General features: G+C 38.4%; 20 protein-coding genes. 18 read left to right on the top strand and 2 right to left on the bottom strand.

Going from position 1 to position 17,663, the window contains the following annotated elements; translation table 11 throughout:
* Positions 1 to 35: 35 nt before the first annotated feature.
* The 15 genes from ACOV1Q_RS04245 (at position 36) to ACOV1Q_RS04175 (ending at position 13,124) form a co-directional block, all read left to right on the top strand.
* On the top strand, positions 36 to 392 hold the full coding sequence (locus ACOV1Q_RS04245) for a SpoIIAA family protein (RefSeq protein WP_168025982.1): 357 nt from the start codon (positions 36 to 38) through the stop codon (positions 390 to 392).
* Positions 377 to 1,741 carry a Na+/H+ antiporter NhaA gene (nhaA, locus tag ACOV1Q_RS04240; protein WP_168025981.1) on the top strand — a complete coding sequence of 455 codons (1,365 nt, stop codon included), beginning with the start codon at positions 377 to 379 and terminating at the stop codon, positions 1,739 to 1,741. The genes ACOV1Q_RS04245 and nhaA overlap by 16 nt, the downstream gene beginning before the upstream one ends.
* Positions 1,742 to 1,955: 214 nt before the next feature.
* Complete coding sequence (locus ACOV1Q_RS04235) at positions 1,956 to 2,321, top strand: SpoIIAA family protein (RefSeq protein ID WP_168026017.1); 366 nt, start codon at positions 1,956 to 1,958, stop codon at positions 2,319 to 2,321.
* Between the two features lie 76 nt (positions 2,322 to 2,397).
* Positions 2,398 to 2,574, top strand: a complete 177-nt coding sequence (locus tag ACOV1Q_RS04230) for a hypothetical protein (RefSeq protein ID WP_168025980.1) — start codon at positions 2,398 to 2,400, stop codon at positions 2,572 to 2,574.
* Between the two features lie 424 nt (positions 2,575 to 2,998).
* On the top strand, positions 2,999 to 3,625 hold the full coding sequence (locus tag ACOV1Q_RS04225; protein WP_168025979.1) for a cation diffusion facilitator family transporter: 627 nt from the start codon (positions 2,999 to 3,001) through the stop codon (positions 3,623 to 3,625).
* Positions 3,626 to 3,752: 127 nt separating this feature from the next.
* Positions 3,753 to 3,929, top strand: a complete 177-nt coding sequence (locus ACOV1Q_RS04220; RefSeq protein WP_168025978.1) for a hypothetical protein — start codon at positions 3,753 to 3,755, stop codon at positions 3,927 to 3,929.
* Between the two features lie 354 nt (positions 3,930 to 4,283).
* Positions 4,284 to 5,600: an APC family permease gene (locus tag ACOV1Q_RS04215; protein WP_168025977.1), complete on the top strand. Its 1,317-nt coding sequence runs from the start codon at positions 4,284 to 4,286 to the stop codon at positions 5,598 to 5,600.
* Positions 5,601 to 5,978: 378 nt separating this feature from the next.
* Entirely contained in the window at positions 5,979 to 6,770 is a 792-nt protein-coding gene (locus ACOV1Q_RS04210; protein ID WP_209309364.1) for a cation efflux transmembrane domain-containing protein, read from the top strand.
* A 629-nt stretch (positions 6,771 to 7,399) separates the two neighbouring features.
* Positions 7,400 to 8,410 carry a sodium:calcium antiporter gene (locus ACOV1Q_RS04205; RefSeq protein WP_168025976.1) on the top strand — a complete coding sequence of 337 codons (1,011 nt, stop codon included), beginning with the start codon at positions 7,400 to 7,402 and terminating at the stop codon, positions 8,408 to 8,410.
* Between the two features lie 224 nt (positions 8,411 to 8,634).
* Positions 8,635 to 9,123, top strand: coding sequence for an asparaginase domain-containing protein (locus ACOV1Q_RS04200; RefSeq protein WP_168025975.1), 489 nt, complete (start codon positions 8,635 to 8,637; stop codon positions 9,121 to 9,123).
* A 41-nt stretch (positions 9,124 to 9,164) separates the two neighbouring features.
* Positions 9,165 to 10,040, top strand: coding sequence for a helix-turn-helix domain-containing protein (locus ACOV1Q_RS04195; RefSeq protein ID WP_235942521.1), 876 nt, complete (start codon positions 9,165 to 9,167; stop codon positions 10,038 to 10,040).
* A gap of 243 nt (positions 10,041 to 10,283) precedes the next feature.
* Positions 10,284 to 11,120: an RteC domain-containing protein gene (locus ACOV1Q_RS04190; RefSeq protein ID WP_168025974.1), complete on the top strand. Its 837-nt coding sequence runs from the start codon at positions 10,284 to 10,286 to the stop codon at positions 11,118 to 11,120.
* Between the two features lie 317 nt (positions 11,121 to 11,437).
* Complete coding sequence (locus tag ACOV1Q_RS04185; protein ID WP_168025973.1) at positions 11,438 to 11,722, top strand: helix-turn-helix domain-containing protein; 285 nt, start codon at positions 11,438 to 11,440, stop codon at positions 11,720 to 11,722.
* Between the two features lie 3 nt (positions 11,723 to 11,725).
* Positions 11,726 to 12,478: a hypothetical protein gene (locus tag ACOV1Q_RS04180; RefSeq protein WP_168137305.1), complete on the top strand. Its 753-nt coding sequence runs from the start codon at positions 11,726 to 11,728 to the stop codon at positions 12,476 to 12,478.
* A complete protein-coding gene (locus ACOV1Q_RS04175; protein ID WP_168025971.1) occupies positions 12,462 to 13,124 on the top strand; it encodes an ATPase in 663 nt (220 codons plus the stop codon). Before ACOV1Q_RS04180 ends, ACOV1Q_RS04175 begins: the two co-directional genes overlap by 17 nt.
* A gap of 158 nt (positions 13,125 to 13,282) precedes the next feature.
* On the opposite strand, the gene ACOV1Q_RS04170 is transcribed toward ACOV1Q_RS04175, so the two are convergent.
* Positions 13,283 to 13,933 carry an N-acetylmuramoyl-L-alanine amidase family protein gene (locus tag ACOV1Q_RS04170; RefSeq protein WP_424493168.1) on the bottom strand — a complete coding sequence of 217 codons (651 nt, stop codon included), beginning with the start codon at positions 13,931 to 13,933 and terminating at the stop codon, positions 13,283 to 13,285.
* A gap of 194 nt (positions 13,934 to 14,127) precedes the next feature.
* Between ACOV1Q_RS04170 and ACOV1Q_RS04165 the strand changes: the two genes are divergently transcribed.
* The gene (locus ACOV1Q_RS04165) at positions 14,128 to 14,415 is read left to right on the top strand and encodes a hypothetical protein (RefSeq protein ID WP_168025969.1); all 288 of its coding nucleotides are present in this window, start codon (positions 14,128 to 14,130) and stop codon (positions 14,413 to 14,415) included.
* A 16-nt stretch (positions 14,416 to 14,431) separates the two neighbouring features.
* Here the strand turns inward: ACOV1Q_RS04165 and ACOV1Q_RS04160 are convergent, their stop codons facing one another.
* Positions 14,432 to 14,575, bottom strand: a complete 144-nt coding sequence (locus ACOV1Q_RS04160; protein WP_168025968.1) for a hypothetical protein — start codon at positions 14,573 to 14,575, stop codon at positions 14,432 to 14,434.
* 110 nt (positions 14,576 to 14,685) lie between these two features.
* Between ACOV1Q_RS04160 and ACOV1Q_RS04155 the strand changes: the two genes are divergently transcribed.
* Positions 14,686 to 17,097 (top strand): TraG family conjugative transposon ATPase, encoded by a 2,412-nt coding sequence (locus ACOV1Q_RS04155; RefSeq protein ID WP_424493167.1) that lies wholly within the window; start codon positions 14,686 to 14,688, stop codon positions 17,095 to 17,097.
* Positions 17,094 to 17,663 carry a conjugal transfer protein gene (locus tag ACOV1Q_RS04150; RefSeq protein WP_424493166.1) on the top strand — a complete coding sequence of 190 codons (570 nt, stop codon included), beginning with the start codon at positions 17,094 to 17,096 and terminating at the stop codon, positions 17,661 to 17,663. The genes ACOV1Q_RS04155 and ACOV1Q_RS04150 overlap by 4 nt, the downstream gene beginning before the upstream one ends.

Below are 17,663 nucleotides of genomic sequence, written 5' to 3'. Positions count from 1 at the left end.
AAGGAATAAATTAAATAATAATTAAAAGAGGAGTTATGCTACAAATATTGGGACAAACAGAAGGGAATTTAATAGCCACAAGGGCAACAGGAAATTTGACTGAAGCCGATTACGATAAGCTATTGCCCCTGCTGAACAACATAGTGGAGAAACATAAAAAAATTCGCTGGTATTTTGAAATGGAGGGTTTTGAAGGATGGAAACCAAAAGCCTTTTGGGAAGATTTGAAATTCGATGTCCAACATGCCAACAAATTTGAAAAAGTGGCCATGGTAGGGGATGAAAAATGGGAAGATTGGATGACGGATTTGATGAAACCTTTTACCTCTGCCGAAGTAAAATTTTTTGAAATAAACCATGCAAGCGAAGGACAAAAATGGATAGAGAAGTAAAAAAGGAATCTACCCCTATAAGCTACATGAAGGAAACTGGCCGAAAATTCCTTGACCGGGAAACCGCAGGCGGCCTTCTGCTCATTTTTGCTACTTTGGTCGCTTTGGTATTGGCCAATACCGGTGTGGCCGATATATACCACCATTACCTGACTGATGAAATTGTTATAGGGGCATCGGAGCACCTGGAAATTTCCCTTTCGGTGGAAGAATGGATCAACGACGGCCTGATGGTAATCTTCTTTCTGGTGGCCGGTCTCGAATTGAAAAGAGAAGTAATGGTAGGAGAGTTGTCTAATTTCAAAAAAGCTTCCATGCCTATATTTGCTGCCCTGGGTGGCATGCTCGTACCGGCTTTACTTTTTTTCCTATTCAACCTTAACATGCCTACAGCCAAAGGCTGGGGTATTCCCATGGCTACCGATATTGCCTATTCCCTTGGAATACTGGGTCTCTTAGGAAAGCGGGTGCCTGTGCAGTTAAAGATATTTCTGGTAGCTTTGGCCATTGCCGATGATATCGGTGCGATTCTGGTCATTGCCATTTTTTACAGCAGTCAAATAGCCTGGATGAACCTGCTGATTGCAGGAGGGGCTCTGCTAATACTGGCCATATTGAACAAGACAGGGATAAAACACCTGTCTTTGTATATTTTACTGGGAATTGTATTATGGCTGGCTTTCCTTGACTCCGGAATACATCCCACCCTGGCCGGGGTGCTGTTTTCCCTTACCATTCCCATTAAACCGAAATTAGAAAGTGGGGATTTTCAACAACGGACAAAGTCCCATGTGCAGGAGTTGGAAAAAATTGACCTGGTAAACACCCATCTGCTCACTGATAAGAAGCAACAGAATATTCTGGAAACAATTCGAAATGACACGAAGCACACCCACCCTCCCCTGCTGCGGCTGGAAAATGCGCTTACCGGTTTCAATGCCTTCTTTATCATTCCGGTCTTTGCGTTGGCCAATGCAGGAGTAGAACTCAGTCTTGGAATTTCAGAAGTACTATCAAGTCCTTTGGGTCTCGGAATTTTAACAGGATTGGTGCTGGGGAAAGTATGCGGCATTACCGCCTTCTCCTATTTAGGTGCTAAACTGGGCTTTGCCCGCCTGCCGGTAGGCCTCCGCTGGAAACATATTGTAGGAGTCGGGCTGATAGCCGGTATCGGGTTCACCATGTCCCTGTTTATCACGAACCTGGCATTTGCAGATGAAAACCTTGTTCAGGTAGCGAAAATAAGTATCCTGCTTGCTTCACTTGTAGCAGCCATAGCCGGTGTGCTTGTGCTTAGTCTGGGGAAGACCCGGAGCGCTAAGCAACAAGAGCTGGGAGAAGTTTTTTAAGGTTTTTTGTGAAAGCCAGAGCATTGTCAAAACAAAAACCGGAAGGAGTTGGTCATTTTAAGAACTTTAAAAGGAACTAAAATGCAACTAATATTAACATTGAGTCCTATGGGAACTGCTCTAGTTGGAGAGGCTAAGTATATGTCACAGTAATTTTGAAGATTTTACTGTGGTAGACAAATTAGAAGTATTTTTAAGTAAAATATTAAAAATTATGATAAACCTTTTAAATTCAGATAGAGACAACCTTATAGCCGTGGAAGTGAGCGGTAAGGTTTCAAAAGAGGAAGTGGAAAATTTGCATCCGCTTATCGATAAAATTATTGCTAAAAACAATAAAGTGGATTTTTATTTTGAACTGCACGATTTCTACGGTTACGATTTGGAAGGATTGTGGGCAGATCTAAAAATAGATGCTGCACATATTTCCGACTACGGAAATATGGCTATTGTTGGAGATAAAATATGGCAGGAAAAGACTACAAAGGTTTTAAATTTCTTTTCAGGCTCTCAAATAAAATACTTTGATTTAAACGAAAAGGATACGGCCAAAGCCTGGATTGGTTTAGTAAAGGCGTAGTCTTCAGCAAAAATCCTTCTTGAGATAGAAAACTGTCAACAAACAGGAAAAAATTGTTCAACAAAAATAACTCATTATGGAATGGCTATTTGAAGATTTTAAAACAGATTTGGAATCCCTGAACCCGCCAGTCAGGGAAAAAGCTCTTGAAATAGCTAACGAGCTTGTGAAAGAGGAAAAGTATACAAAAAAAGAAGCGATAACCGAAGCCATTAAACAGGCGGAAGAATGGTTTTATGATCTGGAAGGATGAAATCTAAGGCATAAGCCAATAACTTTCCTGTGAACCCTATCAGAAAGTATTGGTCAAAGTGGAATGTAATCGCTGTTTCCTAAAAAGTAGACCTAATCTTTGGGTTGTTGTGAACAATATTAAAACTTAAATTTCAAAAAATGGAAAAATTTGATGTAACTATTATAGGATCTGGCCCGGGCGGAAAATTTGAAAACGTGTTCAATTAAAATTTTCCGTGGGCTTTCCCCGGAGAATTTTGCCATTTGAAGAACAAACATTAGACAAACGATTCTGATAGGGAACAAAGAATGGCAGGGATGGTGAAAAACCTGACGGAGCCGCTTTTTACCCCTGGGATCTGCTTCTTTAAATCACCTATGAGAATAAAGTCCATAGGTGGCTCAGAAGCTAAGCTTACAGAATTTAAACATAAAATAAAATTATGGCAGACAAGGAAAGAAAAAAATATTTAAGAAAAGCAGAGACAGTTCAAAAGTACAATGTGTTTTATGATACCATTGAAGTAGGTGTGTCCTTAACGGCTGGATTTACGTCCGGTAGTGCAGCCTTGATTGGCTGGGGGCTCGACAGTGTTATTGAAGTTATTTCGGCAAGTACCCTCTGGTGGAGGTTACATGGTGAAATTCATGATATTAGTGATAAACGGGTAAAGAAAAGAGAAAAAATCACCCTCTACGTAATTGCTACTTCTTTTTTAATTGTTAGTACTTTTATTACCTACGACTCTATAACAAAGTTACTCAACAAAGAAACTCCTTCCTGGAGTACTTTGGGATTAATAATTTTATTGGTTTCACTCGTGGTTAACCCTATCCTGATTTGGTACAAATTCAGGTACGGTAAAAAGCTGGACAGCCAGGAATTAATAGCCGACTCCAAAGATACCTTTGTGTGTTTGTATCAAACCATTGCTGTATTGGGAGGTTTACTGGCGGTTCAGTATCTAGATTGGTGGTGGGCCGATCCGGTGGCTGCTCTTCTGATTGTTCCTTATGCCCTTAAAGAAGGATGGGAGGCTTTACAAAATGGAAGAAAGGTTGAATATTAAGGATTAAATAATGGATCTCCACTCTTTCATTAATTAATTATAATGCGGAAAAGTGCTCCACGATTATTTTTTTCTAATTTATAGGAGTGAAGCTTTCAGTAACTTTTGATAGCAAAAAAATAAAACAATGAAAGGAGCAGAACAATTTGAGGAATTTCACCAGCGGCTTAGTGTTCTTGATGAAGAAGTGCGGGAAGCAGTCTTAAACTATGCTGTCTCTTTCTACCAAGACAGAAATTGCACTAAAGAGGAAGCATTGGAAATGGGAATTGCAAAAGCTGAATTAGAGAAAAGGAATCTATAAAACGAGAAAACGTTGACGAATGTTCAAAATATTGGAAGAAGCCTTGTTCTTAAGGAGAGGAAGCCTTTGCGATAAAAGAAACGGGCATAAAAACATTTGTTTTTCCAGGCAATTTTCTTTACTAGCAAAAGTAACATCAAAAATGCCGTTGGTGTTTAGTTTTGACATTTTAAGTAAAATGCTATTGGAGGATTTAAATTAACCTTAAACATATCAGTGACATTTAAACAATCCTTGAGTGGGTAAAAAGCGTAAAACAGATAATATTTTACTGAAGTTTTTTTACCTCGACAGATTTTGATTTCCTGATTATTTAAAAGAATTAGCATTTAAATGAATTTAAAAAGTTAAAGTATGGCTGAACTAAAAAAATCATTAGGAACTTTAAGGCTCACCTTTTATGGTGTGGGCACGATTGTAGGCGCAGGAATTTATACTGTTATTGGTGCCGCAGCCGGGCAGGCGGGTTATGACCTTTGGCTCAGTTTTATTTTGGCCGCAGTTGCCGCAAGTTTCTCTGCGGTATCTTATGCGGAACTATCCTCAACTTTTCCCAATGCAGGTGCCGAATTCATCTTTTTAAAAAAGGCTTTTCCTAAGATCCACATCCCCTCGTTTCTTACCGGCTGGACCATTGCTTTTCATAGTTCTGCTACCATTGCAGCAGTATTACTGGCTTTTTCGGGATATCTTAATGTGTTCTTTCAATTTCCTTCATTGTTGATTAGCTACGGGGCTTTAATTTTACTTGCTTTAATCAGCATCACAGGAATAAAGAAATCCTCTACCGCCAATATTTTTATGGTGAGTATTCAATTACTCGGGCTGTTGATTCTAATAGTAGTAGGACTAACAAGCACAGGTGCACCGGAAAAAGAGTTTTTTCAAATTGAATCCTTTGAAAATACCCTGGCAGCAACCGCCACACTCTTTTTTATTTATACCGGTTTTGAGCATATGGCGGCTTTGGGCTCGGAAGTAAAAAATCCCGGAAAGACAATCCCCAGGGCTTTTTTATTGACAATGCTCATTACTACAATTATTTATTTGTTTATTTCTTTTACGGTTTTGAACATCAGCAATCCCTCTAAATTGGCCAATGAGGACTCCCCCCTTTCAGTTGCTGCATCGAATTTGAATTCCTGGCTCCCTGTTGTATTGGCGGTTGCTGCACTGTTTGCAACTGCCAATGCTGCCTTTAGTGGAATTATCTCTATAAGCAGGTTATTGTTTGGGATGGCAAAAACCGGCGAACTTCCGACATTTATAGAAAAAACCAACAAGCAAAAAGTGCCCTGGGCGGCAACATTGATTGTTCTTGTGGCAGTTGGCGCTTTCCTCCTCCTTGGAGACATAAAAACAGTGGCAGGAATGTCTTCTTTAGGAGCTTTACTAGTCTTTATAGCAGTCAATATTGCACTTATAGTTTTGAGGTATAAGGCCCCCGAGCAGGAAAGACCGTTTAAAGTACCATTATCCCTTGGTAAATTGCCTGTTTTGCCCATTTTGGCCATTTTAATAAGTGCAAGTCTGACAATCCAGTATCAATGGCAGGTATATGCTGCTTTTGGGGGGGCTATAGTAGTGGGTGTTGTACTACATTATTTTTTGGACAGGAAACCCAAAAAAGAATTAAAACCGGAGGAAGAGAAGGAGCTGTTCGGCCATTAAAACTTCTAAAGCGAATTACTATGGTGTGGACATTGGGAGATTTTCAAACTGAATTTGGAATCCAAAAATAAAGAAGAAGGCACTCGAAATTACCAGTCAACTAATAAAAAACGGAAATTTTTCAGAAAAGGTATACGGGTGAAGCTATAAAAGGAGCTGCAGAACGGTTTTATGATTTAGCAAAATGAAAACAAGAACACAAGAAGGTAACAAAATGACCCTTGATTAATAAAGAATGAAAGATCAAAAACAAAAAGATTATTTGAAAAACAGCGAGAAAAGTACAGAATATCAATGTTGTTTCCATTTCGGTAGAGACAGTAGTATCTTTAGGAGTGAGTTTTTGAAAATAATTTTGTGGTACTAAATAGAATTTAAATGAAAAGATCAAATTTTACCATTCAGAAAATGGATTGTCCTTCTGAAGAGCAAATGATCCGGATGAAATTAGAGGCTTACCCTCAAGTAAAATACCTCGATTTTGATATACCCAATAGAAAATTGCAAGTGTATCATTTGGATGGCATTGAGGATATACAAACATCAATAGCCAGTTTAAAGCTTGGGGATACACTTCAGGGAACCGAAGAAGCCGAGCCTCCCGTATGGGAAGACCAATCTAAACAAAAAAATATTCTTTGGTGGGTCCTGGGAATCAATTTTGGTTTTTTCATTATCGAAATGACCACGGGGTGGATTTCGTCTTCTATGGGTCTTATTGCAGATTCCCTGGATATGCTGGCAGACTCCATAGTGTACGCACTAAGTCTGTTCGCGGTTGGTGGTGCTATTTCAAGAAAGAAGAAAGTGGCAAAGTTTAGCGGGTACTTCCAAATGGCACTGGCGACATTTGGATTTATGGAAATTTTAAGAAGATTCTTTAGTGAAAGTGAAATACCAATGTTTCAATGGATGATCATTGTTTCCATTTTTGCCTTACTGGGCAATCTTATTTCGCTTTGGTTGATCAACCAAGCCAAAAGTAAGGAAGCGCATATGCAGGCGAGCGCGATTTTTACTTCTAACGATATTATTGTAAATGGCGGGGTAATCCTGGCCGGTGTGCTGGTATATTTTCTCGATAGTAAATGGCCCGATTTGGTGATTGGTGGAATCGTGTTCACTTTTGTAATGCGCGGTGCCCTTAGAATTTTAAAAATATCCAAGTGACGGGGCAAGATGTATTTGAGATTATAAGAAGAGACTTAAAATACTCTTTGAACATGTAAGATTATCTGCCAAACAATATACCGATATATTCACAGATAAAAACCCATGATAGAATAGGTATTTTCCAAAGAACGCATATTGTGAAGAAACTATGAATTAAAATTGAAGCAATTGCTCTGTTTTCCGAAGAAAATCATTTAAAAAAGCCAGTTTCAAGAAAAAAGAAAGCCAAATGACTGTAGATCCAAAAACCAGAAGGAAAATAAAAAAGATAAAGAATAAAAAATCCCCGAAAAGTAAAATTACCAGAAAGGACAGAATAAATGGAATTTTAATGCTTATAGGCTTATTTGTATTAGCATTTTTATTTTTTTGGTTTGTTTTGAAAGACTTACAAGGCTAATTTTTCTTGGAATTTGTTTTTAAGGTTTGGAAGAAGAGAAATAAAAAAGGTTCTAACAGAAGTTTAGGAGAAAGTTCCTTTATCTTTTTTTAAACTGGGATAATTCTCTATTCGGTTTTAATTAAGGCTAAGATAAGTCTGAGAAACTATTTCGCAAGAAAGGATGTTCATCAGCTAGAAAAACGAAATTTATTTTGAGAACTTAAAAAAATCTTTAAAAGCAGATATGAGTACATGGATCTGGGCATTGGTTTTGCTTGCTGCCGTATGGCTGGCAAATTGGGGCGCAGAACATTTAGCAACACCTTTAAAAAAACTAAGGAAGCAATGGGGCTTTTCTGTGGCTGCCGGAGGAGCCCTCGTAGGGATAGCTTCGGCAAGCCCTGAAATAGGAGTTAACATTGCCAGCGCTGTTACAGGTGTAGGCGATATAGGTTTAGGGACAATGCTGGGCTCCAATGTTATTGCCATTCCTCTAATGGTCATCACGGCTTATATAGCTACAAGGAATCTGAAGAAAAAGAAGGCTGAAAAAAACCATGGACAACATATCAAAGAGCAGCTGCTAAAAGTAGACCCAACCGCTGTCACCGTACAGGCTATCCCTTATTTGGTAATTGTGGCGGTAGTGGCGATACTCACCGTTCCTAAGCAGTGGCGGGGTTTACAGCCTGTGGATGGTTGGATCATGCTGGGTTTGTATGTAATTTTTCTTACCCAGGCCCTTTTAAGGGGAAGAAAAGAAAAGGAAAAAATAGAATGGAAAAAAAAAGAAATCTGGCTGGCAGTGGCAGGTGTAGCTGCTCTGGGGCTGGGGGCCTTTTTTACTGTTCGAGCTACGGAGAATTTAGTTGCCGCCTTTGGTATTTCTAAAGTGGTAGGTGGTTTATTTATAACAGCGCCTATGGCTGCGCTTCCTGAAATCTTTGCCACCTGGAGTGTAGCCAAAAGCGGGCAGATAACCTCTGCCGTCACTAGTGTAATAGGCGATCATGCGGCTACTTTAGCAGTAGCATTTTTGCCCCTTGCCCTGGTAACGGTACCGGTTGAAAATTTCCCTTTGTTCATTACCGTCCTAAGTTTTGTGGGCCTTGTAGCTATACTTTATGCTGCTTTTATTCACTGGGGAAGTAGTGAAGGAGAGCATGGCTTTAAACGCTGGCAGGTTTATACCTTGGGTGCTGTTTTATTTGTTTACGTGGCGGTTGTTCTCTTTTGGGTGCTGAACTATTTTTAGCAGTGGGCAAAGTAGTATTTAAGCCTATAGACCATTCTATTAACCGTTTGTTTTTTCAGAGATATGCTAAAGATTACAAGTTACCCACAAAAGAACTTAATCGAAACAGTTGCCATAGCAAAGTTGACTGAAGCCGATTGGGTACGGGTAAAAAAAGGGAAAGGATCACCCTGTAAAGAGTAAGTATCTTATCTTTAGTACGTAAAATCCCAAATCTTACAATTTTGATACATATACTTACCACAGGAGGCACCATCGAAGGCCTGGATTATAATCAAAAACAAAGCGCCAGAAAAATTTCATTAAGTAATTTTCTGGAATCAGCAAATGTTTCATTTCCTTTTACCTTGGAGGAAGTCTTCAAAAAAGACAGTCGTTTCATAACTCAGGAAGACCGGGAATTTTTAGCAGAGAGAATTAAAGCAACCGGTTCTTCTAAAATATTGATCACCCACGGCACTTTCACTATGGAAGATACTGCGGCGCATATAGGAAAACTTAACCTTGATAAAACAATTGTTCTCGTAGGTTCATTTATCTTAGGTTCATCAAAGAACACGGATGCACCTTTTAATTTAGGTTATGCGATATGCTCCTTGCAATTTTTAAAACCTGATGTATATGTTGCTATGAACGGCAGGATTTTTCATTGGAGCAATGTGACTAAAAATTTAAAGACAAATAAATTCGAGCCTAAAGATGAAAAACAATGATGTTTGGCACTTCAATCCATTGGACGACCTTTTTCTATCTTTTGATTGACACCATTATTGTACTTATTGCTGTCATTCAAAATGCAAAGCTAAAACGCCTGAGCCTAAGAAGGTATATAATTCTAGGGTTGCTGTATATTGCTTACAACTTAACCGGGGGATTCCTCCCAACAGAAAGTTTTCCTGATCCAATAATTGTTCAATACATCATTACTTATGGCGTAGCAATAGCACTATGTGTATACATAATTTATTATTTGTATAAGGACTATGATATTGAATTTTTAAAATTCGGTTCCACTATTCCCAATATTGCTATACTGGTAGGTTGTAGTTTTATTCTGTTATTCTTAATTCCCTACTTCCTTACAAATTCTTTAGATTCAGCAAGGCTTCTTTTCACGATCCCGGTTTCAATTATAGCATTTATTTTTCTCGGCTTATTTTACAGAAGGATTTCAAACATCGACAATCCAAATTCATTTGTTTCTAAAAAAAACAGATTAGCCATCATAAGTATCTCTTGCATAGCCCTTTTGCCCATACTAACAGTTATAGGTGATTATCAATGGTTAACATTCACTGTAATGAACCTGGCTTTCTATGCAATAACAGTTATTGAAGTAAATAGATACCTTCGTTTTCTGAAGAATAAGCCTGAAGCCTTCGAAGTCTTTGCTTTTCAAAAAGTAGAAGGAAATGAAGCCCTGAAAAACAAAATAATTTATGGAGATCTGACAAGAAGGGAAGTTGAAATTGCATTATCCATTTTACGAGGATTATCCTATAAAGAAATTGCCAAAGATTTTTTCATAGCAGAAAGCACTGTTTCTAAACATGCCTCAAATATTTTTAAAAAAACTGCGGTCAAGAATAGAGGTCAATTCATATCCCGCTTCAAGCCAAAGAATGAATAGCTTCAATACTATTTTGGGTTTCTAGCTCGTATTCCGTAGGAAAATACGGGCTTTTCCGTAATAAAATACGGCATCAATTACTGACAGTAAAGGTATTTGTGATTATCTTCAAGGAGGTTCTTTAGCTGTAAGGAAAGTACCTCCCAATTTCCTTTTTGATCATTCGTAGTCGATAGACTCGAATGGACTATCTAACCATTTATATAAAAAAGTGTATGATGCTTTACAGTAAAATTGTTACAGATGGATACAGAATTGCTCTCATACAAGCTATTGGAAGATCTGAAGGAAATCAAACTTCACAGTAAGAATATCCTTAAACAATCCTATCGCTCTATTGAAGTCTGTCGTAACCTACTCATTACACTCAAAAGAGAAGTCATAGCTAAAGGCTTTGACTCAATTGAAGCCGAAATTGAATTCTTTAAAACTATAAAACAGGCTCCCCTAGTTCAACTCATTTATTTCTCAGAAATCCATTCCTTTGAAATCCAGTTTCCAAAAGCGGATAAAAACTCCCAGCTTAAATTCATAAAAAAGAAAATTGGTAAGCTAAATCGTTTCTTTCTGTACAATATGGATTTCGGGCAGTATGTCAATTCCGGGGCCACCCATTTCGACAAAGAATATTACACCCGGGATTACCTGGATAGCTTTCATATAACCACTTCAAAATTCTATTTTCAGGACCCTGATTTTTGCACGCCCAGGGACATGCTCCTAGGTAAATTCAAAGCCTACAATACATTGGTTATTTATCTGGATGAACGAATGTCCAATGTTGAAAATAATCTTAATGGAAAAGAGGTAAAGCTCCATGCCACCGAAAAAATACATTGGCCATTTACGAATTCGGATTGGGTGGAATTGGTTTATGCCCTATGGTATAATGGACTTCGAAACCAAAATGGCCTTAGCATTATGAAGGTTTCACAAAAGCTTCAGGAAATCTTTGATTATACACCAAGGGACATCTACAAAACCAATCAGGACATCAAGGGCAGAAAAAATAGCAGGACGTTATTTCTTGACCAATTAGCGACCTCACTACTTTCCGAAATGGATAAGAGTGAAGACTAAAATTTTTGGATTTTTTGATCTTCCAGAATTGATAAAAAAAGACCGTACTACGGTTGACCTACCGAAATCGATATTTTTTTCAAACCTCCATTTAATTTAATGTTATTTGAAGATTTAAGTTTAAAATTTATAGGATAAAAACAGCCAAAGTTCATCAAATTTCAAAATGTTAAACTTTGACCGTACTACGGTCGTACTGGGGAATAAAATCCAGTAATCCCTCCCAATTTTGTAGAACGAAAGTCAAATTCAGTCAGGGGCTATCAATTTAAAAAGTTTAACCCTTTGGTAGTCCCTTTCTTCTAAAAAATTCTATTATGCCAACAAGTATAATTACCACAGACGATCTTCGGGAATTCAAAATGGAATTGCTCGATGAGATTAAAGACCTTCTTGCCAAACAAACTTCAGGAAGAATTAAAAAATACCTTAAATCTTCCGAAGTGATGGACCTGCTCCAGGTAAGTCCGGGAACCCTTCAAAATTTACGAATAAATGGTACGCTCCCATACACAAAAGTGGGCGGAATCATATATTACGATGCAGAGGAAATCCAGAACGTGATGGATACCAATCGTGTGCAGCATGGTTTAAATTCCTAAGCGATGAATTATATAAAGCTTCTTAATGCGGCTTTTGAAAAATTTTTTTTTGATGACCGCCTAAATCCAACGCACATCAGCCTGTATATGGCTTTGTTTCAGGAATGGAACAGTAGCCGGTTTGCCGATGAATTTTTCGTTAACCGCAGAGAGTTGATGCGTGTAGCCAAAATCGGCTCCAAATCCACATACCATAGGTGTGTCACGGATCTTGATACCTGGAGATACCTCTGCTATTTTCCGTCGAATAACCCTTACAAAGGCAGTAAGATCAAGATGTCCATTATCGGGACAAGTGATGAATCGGAGACGGGACAGTACAATCCCAGATTAGAACATCTTGCGGAACGCTACCATCCCAAAAATGAACCAGTGGTGTACCAGCACCGTCCCACCAATGGACAAGCTGTGGACTCGCACCGTCCCGTGAGTGGACAAGCATTGGTATCTTATATAAACAATACTAAACAAGTAAACATTAATAAACAGCCAAAGGACAGGCAGGCTGTTTTATTTTTTTTTGAGGAAAAAGATTTTTCTGCTGATGAAGGAAAAAAATTCTATGAACATTATCAGGCAGATGATTGGAAAACCAGTGACGGAAAAGCGATAAGGGATTGGCGTGCCCTGGCCAAAAACTGGATGGACCGAATAGAATTATTCGGAGAGGAAAACAAACAAAACAAAAAGCGAGCGTCCCAAAATCAGGACAACCTCAGAACCACTAAAGCAAAAGATTATGGACAACCCCTCTAAAATTATCGAAGGTGGTATGGAATATTCCCTGGGAAAGTTTGATGGGAAAACCGTTGTTTACGATTTTCCAAAAATGCTCATCTACCTAAATGCCAAAGGAAAACTTCTATTCGGACAAAAATTCCGGATCTATGAGGACGACCGTGATATTTTACTGAAGCTGTGCTCTTATTTTATAAAGGAAAAAGATAACTGCCAGAAATTTGGGATAGATCTTGAAAAAGGTATTTTGCTGTCCGGCCCGGTCGGATGCGGCAAAACAAGTTTGATGAAGTTATTACACCATCTGGTTCCTTTGCAGCGGCCTTACGAAATGATTCCCTGCCGGAATGTGACCTTCAGCTTCAACCATTTGGGCTATAAAACGATTGAAGAATACGGGAACACCAAATTCTTTTGTTTTGATGATCTGGGTGTTGAACCACCCGGTCGCTATTACGGCAAAGACTGTAACGTAATGGGCGAAGTCCTTTTATCGCGATATGAATTTTTTCTACAGACAAAGCAACACATAAAAACCCACGCAACGACCAACCTTAACGCTGAGGAGCTGGAAGAACGTTACGGAAACAGAGTCCGAAGCCGTATGCGGGAATTATTCAATCTTGTTGCTTTTGATGAAACCGTGGGGGATAAGCGGAAATAGAAATGGGCATCTATGATATAAATTTGAAGAGATAATAACAACTTATCATCAAGCCATGGTTCATTTTTTTAAGTCCGAAAGTTGCTTTAAAGTTTCTGAAACGAAAGCTTTTACAACATCCCCAATACTTTTAATAATTTCTAAAAATGCTTCTTTCATTATTTCGATTTTAAATGATTATTTATTCCTGATAAAATAGCCAATGCTATTGCTGTAATACCTGATGGTCTGGAAAAATACACTGCCTCAACCGGATTATTCAAAAAGCCTACTTCAATTAGAATAGCAGGATAAAACTTAATCATTTCCCTGAGTACTTGAAAATTGGCAAATTTCATCCCCCTGTTTTCAATGTTTAAATTAAGAGTAGACTCTTTTAGAATTTCATTTCCAAGAGCGATTGAAGTCCTGGTGTTATAGTCATTTTTTATGGATTCAGAATTAAATGTAAAAATTTCCATTCCCTTGGCATCGCTATAAAATGAATTGCAATGCAAGGAAATACATATATCTCCCCTTAATGATTTTGCTAAGTTGATCCTTTCTGAAAGGGTGAAAAAACTATCATCATATCTTGTAAGATAAATGTCGTACACATCTCCAAATATTGTTTTATTGAGCCTGATCATTTCTTTTGCTATGGCCAGGACAACATCTTTTTCCTGGATTCCGTTTATTCCGATCGCACCAGGGTCTTTTCCTCCATGACCAACATCGACAATAATTCTTTTTCGATGTTCTTTTCCCTGCCCAAAAATGAAACACATTTTCAGGAGCAAAACCAGAAAAATGACGTTTTTCAGCTTCATGAGCATTTAAAATTTTCAGGTTGTTACCAGTTCTCCTGGTGATTTCAATTCAGTTTGACATCATTTAATATCAAACTAAACTATTAAAAATCAAATATTATTTTTTATTTATTATGCTGATTTTCAACGTATTATATTGAAATATATGTATTTTTTCCATAACAAAAACAACACAAAATTTTAAACTGTGCTTTATGAAAAAACCAATCTATCCCACGCTCTTTTTGTCCCTGGTTTCTTTACCGCTTTTTGCACAAATCGGGGGAATTGAAAATTCGGTTAATGATATTGCCGATACGATCCGGACCATCTTCCCAATCCTCCTTGGAGTGATCTTTCTTGTCGGCTTCCTGTTTAACGCAGGCCACTTCTTTGGGGAAAATGCAGACCTTAAAAAGGGGATTACCCGGGTGCTCGTCTTTGTCCTTATTGCAGGAGCAGTAGTGGGCATCTTCACCTATTTGATTTCAATCGTGGTCTAATGAAACAGTTTGAAGTCTATAGAAACATTAGGAAAGGGGCTGTCATTTTTGGGCTGCCCATCTCCTCCTTTGCTTTAATGATGATTTGCGTAGTAGCTTCATTACTGGTCATCATTTTCTCTTTCAGCTTCTGGATCATCATTAGTGCTTTGATCCTCAATTGTATCCTTTATTTAGTACTAATCAGAATAACCAGAACATCACAGCTCTTTCAGGTTTCGGTAAAATTTCCAGAAATCATCAGCAACAGAAGAAATTCAAATTTTAATTATGAACAAGATTAATCTTTCGGACTTTACGCCCATAATCGATATTCAGGACAATATCATTTTTGCCAATAATGGTAACGTAGTTCTTTGCTATGAGGGGATGTTACCTGAAATCTACTCTTTATCTGAAAAGGACTTTAAAGATATTCATGGGGTTTGGTTCCAGGCCCTAAAATCTTTGCCCAATGGAAGTGTTGTACACAAACAGGACATTTATTTAAAAAAATCTTATTCTGCGGAGTTATTGCCAAATACTACCTTTTTAGAAAAGGCAACACACGAACATTTCAAAGGCAGGGAATATATGGAACATCGCTGCTATCTGTTTTTTATCCTCACCAAAAACAAAGCATTAAATAACCCGAAGTATGTCAATCCATTTCGAAAGGTCTCTAAAGGGATGTGCCAGGAACTGGATGATAATCTCAAAAGTTTTATCAGCTCTGTGAGCGATTCCGTTTCCTTTATCAATAATAGCCGTAGGATGTCTTTTCTACCTCTGGGCGCCGTGGAAATTCAGGCTTTAACCAATAGCTTTTTTAATGGTTTTTCTGAAGGTTTTGATACAGATATGCTGCTAAATAAATCCAATATTCAGGTTGGCGACAATTATTTTGATGCCCTGGCTATCAACAGCGAACGCTGTTTTGGAGAAACTGTTCAGAGCAGTAAGGTCAATGAAAGGTTTACTTCCGATGAGTTTATATTCCACCAGGGCTTTATTGACGGCCTCGGCTTGACCCTTAATGAAAATCATATGGTAAACCAGATTCTCTACCTGGATGACAAACAAAAATGGCGGAAGCTCCTTGATAACAAAATCGAAGAACTTCATAAAAGTTCAAATTTCGGATCTCAGAATAAGGTTGTGCTGGGTAAAATTCAGCATATCCTTGATCAGATAAATGCGGATGATACGTCCAGAATTATCCGTGGCCATTTCAATGTCATCTATTGGGCTAAGGAAGCCGGAGAGCTGGCCCAGATAGCTTCGAAGGTAAAGACTGAATTTAAGGAACTTGATATTACGCCGTACTACCCGCGGGGGGAAGAACGTAAAAATTATGTGCTGAATAGCTACTGTTGTTTCTCTTCCAATTTTTCCAATTCAGATCTATATGTGACCGATTTAAAACATGCGCTGTGCCTGCTGATTAATAATACCAATTATAAATCTGATCCCACAGGAATCATCTTCAATGACCGGGAACACAACATCCCGGTGCTAAAGGATGTATGGGACGAGGGAAAGAAGCGGATTAAAGCCCGGAACTTTGCCATTTTTGCCCCTACAGGGGAAGGAAAATCTTTTCTGGCCAATAATATTTTGCGCCAGTACTTTGAGAGCGGAGTGCGCCTGGTGATCATTGATCTTGGTGGCTCCTATACAAAATTCGCAAAATTATATCCTGAAAAGTATACTGTTCTGAGATATGAAAGCGGGAAAAATTTGGGTATTAATCCGTTTTACATCAGTAATTCAGAAGATGTCACGCCAGAACGGCTGGAGGATTTGTCAATGTTCCTGTTTGAACTCTTCGGCTCAGATTTAAAAGTCACCAAAGCACAATCAGTTTCGATCAGAAAAATATTGCTCCACTACTATTCGAATGTTCCTGAAAAGCATTCCCTGGATAATTTTTATCGGTTTGTAGAAACCAATCAGAAGGATCTCCTGCAAAAACTGAAGATCCATGCGGATTACTTCAACATAGTGAACTTCCTGCACGTGATGTCAGAATATGTTGGAGATGGCCTGTACAGTTTCCTTTTTGAGATTAGCGAGGACCAGACCTATAAAATTGAAGATAAAAGATTGATTGTTTTTGAGCTTGATGAAGTAAAGGATAACAAGGAAGTTCTTTCAGTAATGCTTAAGCTGATTAAATCCGCTATCCAACGAACCATTTGGAAAAATCGTGCCGAGAAAGGAATTATCCTTTTTGATGAATTTGCGAAGCAGTTGAAATTTGAGAACGTACTGGAAAGCGTGGAATTCTACTATCAGGCAATTCGGAAACAGAACGGGGCAATCGGTATCATCTTACAATCTATTAACCAGCTGCCGAACAATTCCATCTCGGCAAGTATCCTGGAGAACACTCAGGTCATTTACAGCCTGCATAATGAAAAGGGGTATAACGAGCTGGCCAAGCGGTTAAACCTTTCCAGCCACGATCTTAACCAGCTAAAATCCATCAGGAACAATCTTTCCGGGGAACGGAAGTACACTGAAATGTTTATCAAGATTGGAAAGGAAAGCAATGTCTTCCGTCTGGAAGTGCCAAGGGAAGTTTATGCAGCATATTTAACCGATGGATACGAGAATGAAGAAATAATGAAGCTTTATGAAAAGCATCAGGATATGGAGAAAGCAATTACAGAGTATTCATCCAAAAAAATAAAAATATGAGAACAAAAATTTTAATTCTTGGAATGGCTATCTTTTTTAGTCTAAACACCCGGGCCCAGGGAATGCCGGTTTACGATAATACGAACTTTATCAGCCTGGTGAAGTCGCTGGTCGAATCTGCCAAGCAAACCTCACAACTTTTAAAAACTGCTGAATTCCTGAAACAGCAGAAAGAAAATCTTGAGAAGGTGAATACGGTCGTGAAGCAACTGAAGGCAGTCCGCGAAATAGGCCGAAACAATCAACGTCTTATCGGGATAATGCAAAACGATCTAAGAGAAATCCTAAACTCGCCCTATATCAAACCGGAAGAAGTTACGCGGGTATTGGAATCTTTTAATGCCATTGTAGATAATTCTTTGGAAACAATGGATTTCATAGATGAAATCTTGTCCAGCGATTATCTAAAAATGAGTGACGGGGAGCGTACAGAAATGCTTCAGGAAAAGGAAATGCAGTCCAGGGAAATGGTTATGGAGATCAATATGAAAACCAAACGCTATCGGAATATCATTTCTTTCAGAAAGATGCAGGATAAGATCAACAATCGTGAAACAAATTTTTAG

Source organism: Salinimicrobium maris (genome assembly GCF_049680855.1).
Lineage (GTDB): Bacteria > Bacteroidota > Bacteroidia > Flavobacteriales > Flavobacteriaceae > Salinimicrobium.
Note: the sequence above shows the minus strand (reverse complement) of the source record. Positions and strands in the feature narration are given on the sequence as shown.